General features: G+C 52.5%; 6 protein-coding genes. 3 read left to right on the top strand and 3 right to left on the bottom strand.

Features of this window, described 5'->3' with window-relative positions; genetic code table 11:
- Positions 1-273: 273 nt before the first annotated feature.
- Positions 274-1,080, top strand: a complete 807-nt coding sequence (locus PK629_09505) for a hypothetical protein (protein HOP11710.1) — start codon at positions 274-276, stop codon at positions 1,078-1,080.
- Between the two features lie 378 nt (positions 1,081-1,458).
- Here PK629_09505 and PK629_09500 read toward each other — a convergent pair whose 3' ends face one another.
- Positions 1,459-3,099, bottom strand: a complete 1,641-nt coding sequence (locus PK629_09500; GenBank protein HOP11709.1) for a hypothetical protein — start codon at positions 3,097-3,099, stop codon at positions 1,459-1,461.
- 225 nt (positions 3,100-3,324) lie between these two features.
- Entirely contained in the window at positions 3,325-5,247 is a 1,923-nt protein-coding gene (locus PK629_09495; GenBank protein HOP11708.1) for an FAD-binding protein, read from the bottom strand.
- Between the two features lie 106 nt (positions 5,248-5,353).
- Here PK629_09495 and PK629_09490 point away from each other — a divergent pair, with 106 nt between their 5' ends.
- Positions 5,354-6,634 carry a flavin oxidoreductase/NADH oxidase gene (locus tag PK629_09490; protein ID HOP11707.1) on the top strand — a complete coding sequence of 427 codons (1,281 nt, stop codon included), beginning with the start codon at positions 5,354-5,356 and terminating at the stop codon, positions 6,632-6,634.
- Between the two features lies 1 nt (position 6,635).
- Positions 6,636-7,394 (top strand): 3-ketoacyl-ACP reductase, encoded by a 759-nt coding sequence (locus PK629_09485; GenBank protein ID HOP11706.1) that lies wholly within the window; start codon positions 6,636-6,638, stop codon positions 7,392-7,394.
- Between the two features lie 176 nt (positions 7,395-7,570).
- On the opposite strand, the gene PK629_09480 is transcribed toward PK629_09485, so the two are convergent.
- Complete coding sequence (locus tag PK629_09480; protein ID HOP11705.1) at positions 7,571-8,566, bottom strand: Gfo/Idh/MocA family oxidoreductase; 996 nt, start codon at positions 8,564-8,566, stop codon at positions 7,571-7,573.
- Positions 8,567-8,597 lie beyond the last annotated feature (31 nt).

The following is an 8,597-nucleotide window of genomic DNA, read 5'->3' as shown; positions in this document are numbered from 1 at the left end:
CGCTACTCTTTTTTTCCTCCTCCCTTTTGTAACACATCAATTGTAATCCTACAGGAATGACAGTTGAAATTTGGCGAAAGCATTGTAATCATAGACAATGTATTATATAATAAATGCATATTTGCTGAATGATTTTAACTTGGACTGCGATTTGCAATGAATCACAGCAGATGTGGAATTCGCGAAACAGTATGAACCGCCCGTATTCTAATTGGGGTGTATCCATTATCCGGTTTTATCGGGCTGTTTTGCGACAAACAGAAAGGAGCCGTTATGAAAACATTAAAACGCATATTTCTTATAGCCGTTGCTATGATGCTCATCGCTTTTAGTTTCGGCTGCAGTTTCAATTTCACCACGGCAACCATCACAAGCGCGATCATGACTGACAGTATCGATATAGACGGGATACCGGGTGATGAAGTGGCGTCCTTTGCAGCGGATGCGCCTATGCTCTATACTTCCGCGATACTTCAAAACGCGCCGGATCACACGCAAATTCGCATTGTTTGGGCGTACGTCACCGGCAAACAAGTGATGGATGAGGTCACACTCGACAGCGGAACGATCTCCGACCGCTATATTTATTCCAATTTTGAGCCGTCCGCGCTGCTGCCGGAAGGGGACTACCGGGTGGATTATTTTATCGATGATCATGAAATTCCCGATGCAACGGTGGCGTTTACCGTTACAGCTGCTGAATATGATGACACATGGAATGAACCCTCTGCCACGGCCGGCGCTGTCATCAGTGAAGCGCATATGACTTCATATATGGACGAGAACGGCGTTCCTGTGGATTCGATTGAAGTCGTACCGACTACGGGTACCTGGTATGTTTCCGTGATTCTGAGCAATACCCAGGCCGATACGATCCTTCATTTCGTTTGGTACAACATTGACGGAAGCGTGATTGACGTGGGGGACGTTGACCCGCAGGGCGCTACGGACGTTTATATTTACAGCACGCTGCAATTGTCCGGCGCGGCGCCGGAGGGTCAATATTATGTCGGCGTCTTCATCAACGACGCAACCGAACCCGCCGCAGCGGTCAGCTTTACTGCTTCGGATAACGCATAAAAAGCGCGGCATCCATTGAATGGTTCAAATCTGAAAAAGCAGCCCGATTTCAGACGGGCTGCTTTTTTGTTTCAAACAGGAGGAGTGAATGAATTGTACCTATGCCGCCTGAAGATACTTCATTGATATAGCGACGCAGACCGCAGAAATCATATCCGGAAAACAGGCGTTTCTGTCCCATATTTATAACAATTCAAAGAAGTGAATAATGGTGTTCTTGCGGGAATGAAAAATACGGAAGCTTTAATGAAATATCCCGTTTGTTTTGGCACTTTTGAATATGGGATATCTGTTATCCGGATGGCGAAAGTCCATAATACCTGGAATGAATTAACCGTTACAGAGATATGATCGTTTGTTTGGTATCAGATTTTCCGGCTAAGCGTTTACACGCAGTTTGCGTAGCGTAATTGTGATAAATACACCTGTTGCGGTCAGCATTAAAAAGTAAACCGTATAGGGTAGGATGGAGCCGCCGCCATTTCCCATCGCCGGAACGCTTGCCGCGCTGTAAACGCCCTGCGAGGTCGGGGCCGATGTCGTAATGTCGGACGCAACCGACGATACTGTCGAGGTAGCAGCCGATGATGTCATCGAGGCCGCAGCATTCACCGTCACGCTGATAGTGACTACTAATGAAAAGTGATTGGGATTTAATACATCGAGTGGCAGTGATACAACACCGCTAACCGTAAAGGTCTGTGCGGTTTTAACCGATGGGTTGTAAGTGCATGAAGTCATATTCCATATCACAGAGGAGACCTGGCTTCCGTTGTCGGTCACAAGCGTTACCACAGAGGGAAGGCCCAGCGCATTGATGGTTCTCGATGTGCCGTTTGCAAGACCCGTGATCGTCGAAGGCGGGGTAATGCCGATCAAATTACTGTATACGGGGGCAGGCGCACGAACTTTCAGTGTGAATGTTGTCACTGCAGAGGATGCGCTGTTTGTGGTAAGGTTGATTAAAGCGGTCAGCGTCACGGGGTAACTCCCTGCCCTAAGTCCTGCGGCGATGTCCAATTTCTTTGTCGTATTGTTCCAGACGATCTTACCGTTGTAGGTGTTGTCCTGCGTCACTGTCGGTGAGGGAATACCCCCTACCGTAAAGGTCCCTGTCGAAGTTGCCGTGTACCCCTCCGAAAGCGTCATTTCAGTCGGGCCGGATAGCGAAGCACTTTCGGTTACCGTCGTATAGTGTATGGTTCCGTTCCAGATCCTGTCCGAAAGCACTATGCCGGTGAATTCCGGTTTAAACCAGCCGTTTCCGGCGATGATTTTCAGATTTCCGTCTGAGTATTCGGTTCCGACAGGCATTTCGGTATATCTCATTACGGCGGTGGGGTGATCTTCCACCATCATATAAAATCCATAGCGTATCCCCGGTTGAAGGATGATGCCGCCGATATTGAGCGGAGTGGGGATGGATCTGTTGTTCGGTATGACGCCGGACTGCGTGCCTACAAGCGTCCATGCCGCAGCGTCCGTTTCATAACCCGCATAACCCCCCTCACGGTACCAGACACTGATTGTACAGGGGTCGCCGTCAACGTGGACGTCGAACGAGTTGATACGAACGGGGAGTGTCCCCGTGACTTCTACGTCAAACATATTACCCGCAGCGTTGCAGTTCGATGTAAAAGTGGTCGTCAACGCACCGGATGTGCCCACCGTCAACGTAACATTCAGCACCGCGTTAGGCAAAACGCCGTTGGCGGCGGTCAGCATCACGGGATAATTTCCGACCGCAAGCCCGGCCGCGATGTCTAGCTTTTTCGTCACATCGTTCCAGACGATTTTGTCGTTATAAGTCGTGTCCTGCGTTACTGTCGGTACAGGATCGCCGCTTACGGTGTAGGTATCCGTCGTTGTGGCGGAGTATCCCATGGTCAGCGTCGGTTCTGTCGGGCCGGATATGGTCGGCGCGGTACCCGGGGTCGAGGTCACGGCAAAAACTGAGGCGGGCATTAAGATCAGCATCATCAAAAGGCAGAGTATGCCTGCAAGTATTCGCTTTTTCATTTTTTGGGTCTCCTCATCGTCTTTTCGCCTTTTCGACAGTAGATTTACGGGGCCTCCTTTTTTTCACTGACGAATAGCGGCGTTTTTATATAACTATATTTTAATCATGTCGGTCGTGCTTTGTCAACAACAAAAACTTGCTCATACCGCGTCCGGCGAGAAATTCCGCGAGCGCGACAGCTGAATGATAGCCGTTTTTAACTTACCGGAGCGAAAAATTGAAAATCAGTGGTCGTTGTTTTGATTATACACTTTTTCGAACCAGAGTTCGCGGTTGGGGATCGGGCGGACCGGGACAAAATGGTGTTCGGCGGTCAGCTTTTCGAGATCGCAGGTGAGTTCGCCGACATAAGCATATTTCGGGTCGGATTCGGGGATTTGGGAAGGCCCTGCGGGTTCGAACGAGGCGGCATAGAGTGCGCTTCCACGGCTGACGCCGCCCTGTTTGGCGTACTGCTGCATGGCCGAGAGATAGGCGAACTGGGTTTGCAGAATGTCTCGGTTAATCAGCGCGTCTGTAATTTGGCCGGGAGCCGCCGCGGTGACTTTTTCGAATTTGATAAGATCATTCCTGCAGGCCTCGAGGGCAAATTCGAACGCATCCGGGTTGCGCAGCACCGAGGCAAAACGGGTCATGCGCTCCTGATACCGTTTGCGCAGGGAAAACAGGTCTTTTCCGCTGTTGGCGGTCAGATGACGGATTGTTTCGTTTAAGGCGGTGACAGAGGTTTCGCCCTGTTTGATAAAAAGTTCGGATTCGGGCAGTTCGCGGTAATGCTGTGAGATATACTGCGCGGCACGCAGTGAAGTCACCTGCGTGGAATTCAAAGCCGCACCGCCGGGCCGGTAAACGCCGAAAACGCCCGCAGCTTCGCCCGCTGCGAAAAAGTGGGGCAGGTTGGTCTCGCTGTTTGTGTCGATCAGCAGGCCGCCGTTGTTGTGCTGAGCACAGAGATCAATCTCGAGCGGTTCATGTTCAAGGTCAATGCCGTGGGATTGATATAGTTCAATCGCTTTTGGGTTTAACTTTTTCAGCCGTTCGATCGGGGTATCCGCCGTGACGGGTGTACCCGTTATTGCACCGGAACGGGTCAGATAATCCTTGGCTTCGGCGCCGAGAAGGCCGAGATTAAAAGGGCTGCGGGTGAAGTCCAAAAAGACCCGCCGGCCTTTTGCGCGTTCGGTGAAAACCGCTGCGTCGATCGCGGAAGAGCCGTTCAGCTTTTTTGCGTCGAAAGGCCATTCGTAGCCCTTTCTGAAGATGGCGTTGAGCTGACCGGTCGGGTTGGGGATGGTTCCGGAGAGAAAATCTTTTTCGTAGCCGCCGTCTTCGCCGATTGAAAAATAGCGCGGGATCACCTGCTGATAGGAACCGGAGACATTCCAGCGGAATTTCACCGAGGAAAGCCCGAACTGCCACTCGGTGAGGTTGACACCCTTGACGCCGGCCGCAAACGCCGCCCCGTGCGCGCAGGTCTGGCTTTCGGGATAGACAGCGGCGGCGTAAATGCCCGCGGGACCGCCGGTGGCCCAGATGATATTGGTGCAGCAAAACAGGGTGAGTCCGAAATCGGGCTGCGTCTGTTTTAATTTATCGATGGCAAGCAGGCCGAGGGCTTTTTCTTGGTCGCGGATGACGGTTACAACCCGAAAACCGTCGAAAATCGGGATATTTTTTGCGCGGACTTCCGCCTCCAGCGCCTCGGTCATCAATTTTGACGTCAGCGGGCCGCAGGAAGTTGCGCGGGAAGTATTGTCATGGTCGGTGCGATAGCCGACGTATTCGCCGAATTCGTTTTTCGGAAACGGCAGGCCCTGTTCGATGAGATGATAAAAACAGGACAGGGAATTCGCCGCCTCTGACAAAGCCAGATCGCCATGCATCGCGCCGCCGGAAAAATAGCGGTTGGCCATTTCGCCGATGCTGTCCGGCGTGTCGCCGGTGGTGGAAAGTTTATAATAGGTCTGCTTATCCGAACCGGTGTTACGGGAGGTACCCATGTTGATGCCTTCGGTCAGCAGGGCAATATCGGACTGCCCGTGCTTGACGAGTTGAACGGCGGCGTTGAATCCGGCCGCGCCGCTGCCGACAATGATGGTATTGAACAAGTGCAGCGGGTAACTTATACCGCTGATTTCAATTTGCATGGGACCGCCTCCTTTCATTTTGGCTTTGACATCTCTATAGAAAAATTGTAATATAGGAAACAGAGATTGTCAATCGGCGCGCCGCTTGCGGAAAGGAATAAATTTTATGATAAATCCCTATCCGGAGATCCCCTTTTTTTCTGAGGACTGTTCCGTTTTGAAAAAGCCGCTTGCGGTCGGGTTAAAAGCCGCGCCGGACCGGCTGGTCTGTCAACCGATGGAGGGTTGTGACGGAACCGCCGACGGCAGGCCGGGTGAGTTGACGCTGCGAAAATATCAACGTCTTGCGGCGGGCGGCAGCGGCTTGATCTGGGTCGAGGCCACCTCGATTTCCCGCGAAGCCCGCGCCAACCCCAGGCAATTATGGCTGACCCAAGAAAACAAAGAAAGTTTTAAGCAGTTGGTTGAACTGATACACACTTCCGCAGAAAAAGCGGGATTTGAAAAGCCGCTGCTGATTTTACAGGTGACGCACTCCGGGCGGTATGCAAAACCCGACGGAACGCCGAAACCGATCATCGCCTACCACAATCCGATTTTTGAAAAAGAACCGCTGCCCGACAACTGCATTATCAGCGACGATGAATTGGACGCGATGCCCGAAAAATTTGCCGCGACGGCGCGTTTGGCAGAGGAATGCGGCTTCGATGGGGTGGATATCAAGGCCTGCCACCGGTATTTGTTATGTGAGCTGCTGTCGGCATTTACCCGCCCGGGAAAATACGGCGGTTGTCTCGAAAACCGCACACGGCTGCTGTTTGACGCGATGGAAGCCGCGCGGCAGTCCTGCGGGTCGGATTTTATCGTCACGAGTCGGATCAATGTCTATGACGGATTTCCTTATCCGTACGGATTCGGCGTCAATGAGGACGGCGGGTTGGAAGTCGATCTGGCCGAGCCGATTCAACTGATCGAGAAATTGCAAAAAAGCGGTGTGAAGTTATTAAACATTACGATGGGAAATCCCTATGTTAACCCGCACGTCAACCGGCCGTTTAAAACGGGCGCTTACACGCCGGAGGAAAAAGCGACGGAAGGGGTCAGGCGAATGCTCGAAAACACGGCGGTCTTGCAAAAAAAATTCCCCGATCTGCCGCTGATCTGTTCGGGGATTTCGTATTTAGCGGAAAATGCGGCGCATGTCGCGGCGGGACTGATCGAAAACGGCGGTGCGGCGATGGCGGGATTCGGGCGGCTGACGCTGGCCTATCCCGACTATGCAAAAGATATCCTTAGAGAGAAATCGCTTGAACGCGGCAAGTGTTGTATCGCGTGCAGCAAGTGTTCGGAACTGATGCGGGCGGGCAGCGTGGCCGGGTGCGTGGTGCGGGACAGTGAGGTTTATCTGCCGATTTATAAACGGGACGTGCTGAAAGAGGGAATATAAGATGAAAATCGCACTGATTACGGGGTCTTCGCGGGGGATCGGGCTGGGCATTTTGAAAGCGCTGAACAAAGACGGCTATTTCACGGTCATGAGCAGCACCGGGTACAATGATCGGGTAAAGACCGCTTTGGAGGGGCTTGAAAACTGCGCCTATCTCCCGTGCGACATCTCCGATTCCGATTCCCGAAAGATGTTATTTGAGCGGATCGAAAACGACTACGGACGGCTGGACGTGTTGGTCAACAATGCCGGAGTCGCGCCCAAAGTCCGCGCCGATTTATTGGAAGTCGGCGAGGAGAGCTATGATTTTGTGGTCGATACCAACCAAAAGGGCACGTTTTTTGTCACGCAGGCGGCGGCGAATCTGATGGTCAAGGGGATAAAAACAAAAAGCGCGGGCTATTGCCCACGCATTGTCAATATCTCATCGGTTTCGGCTTACACTTCTTCGGTCAACCGCGCCGAATACTGCATTTCAAAAGCCGGGGTCTCGATGATTACGAAATTATTCGCAGATCGATTGGCCGAATACGGCATTCCGGTATTCGAGGTGCGTCCTGGCGTGATTGATACCGATATGACCGAGAAAGTTCATGAAAAATATGATCGGCTGATTGAAGACGGGCTGCTGCCGACAGCGCGCTGGGGTACGCCGGAAGACGTCGGGAACGCTGTATCGCTGTTGTGTTCGGGGAAACTGGATTACTCGACCGGACAGGTGATTGATGTCGACGGCGGGTTTCATTTGAGAAGATTGTAAATCGGAATCAGTAAAAAACCCGCGTGACCATTCGGTCACGCGGGTTTTAGTGAAGAGTGAAAAGATCAGGTACCGCGTGGCGGGAGATCCTATTCGACCACCCCCGCCCTTCGGGCACCCCTAAGGCGTCAAAGTCGCCCACAGGGCGGCATAGCGACGCCATGCAGAGGGGAATTTCAAAGCATTTCGATCAATTTGATTCCGTTAATAATTTGGTCGTCCGGGGTGGGGTTTTCGAGAATCCCGCCGCGGACGGCTTTGTTAAACTGATCATATTGATATTCGCCGATATGTCCGCCGAATTCGCGGTGTTCTTTGACCTGTTCGCCGTTGACGGAAGCGGACAGGTCGAGTTTGATTTTACCGTAAACGGCGTCCACCCCGCAGTTGCGGAAAATGGTGCCGTTTTCAAAGTTCAGCTCCAGCGTGTAGAGATAATGACGGCGGTCATCGATACAGAATGAGGCGAAGATGCTGCCGATGGAACCGTTTTTATGAATCAGGGAGAGTTGGGCGTTATCCGAAGTCGGGCGTTCGGTAAAAATACAGGATTGAAAGACCTGCAAATTTTCGATTTCGCCGAAATAGCGCGAGATGTCGTTGATCAGATAGATACCCAACCGATAGATCGGTGCGGCGGGACAGCGGTTGGGGTCGTCGTACCAACTGCCGTCGGGTTGCTCGCGGTAACGACACCAAGTCGAGGCGCGGTAGGCGATCGGTCTGCCGAGATGGTATTGCGAAATCAAGTCGTCGATTTGCCTGATATCCTCCGGCGGGGTTGGCGCGGGAGAATTGAGGTGGATGGTTCTGCCGAGGGAACGGGCTTTTTGCAAAATACGGCGGGCTTCTTCCGAACTGCGCTCAAACGGCTTGGTCGTCAGCACGTCGCGTCCGGTATCGAGGATTTGATCGATCAGTTTGGCGCGGCCTTCGGGTGCGGTGAACAGGCCGACCGCCTCGATCCCGGGGTCGGCGAGTAGTGTTTCAAGAGAAGTATAATACTTTGCAATGCCGTATTCGGCGGTAAGGCGTTTGGCGAGGGGTTCGTCCCGGTCGCAGAGCGCGGCGATCTCGATGAACGGTTGATTTTCGGGCTTTTGCAGGTCCTTGATCATCAGTTCGCCGAAATGCAGGCCGACAAGGCCGAGTTTGACGGGTTTGTTGTTCATCGGGATGGCCGTCCTTTCGCGGTTTTCGGGT

It is taken from the genome of Oscillospiraceae bacterium, assembly GCA_035380125.1.
GTDB lineage: Bacteria > Bacillota > Clostridia > Oscillospirales > JAKOTC01 > DAOPZJ01.
Note: the sequence above shows the minus strand (reverse complement) of the source record. Positions and strands in the feature narration are given on the sequence as shown.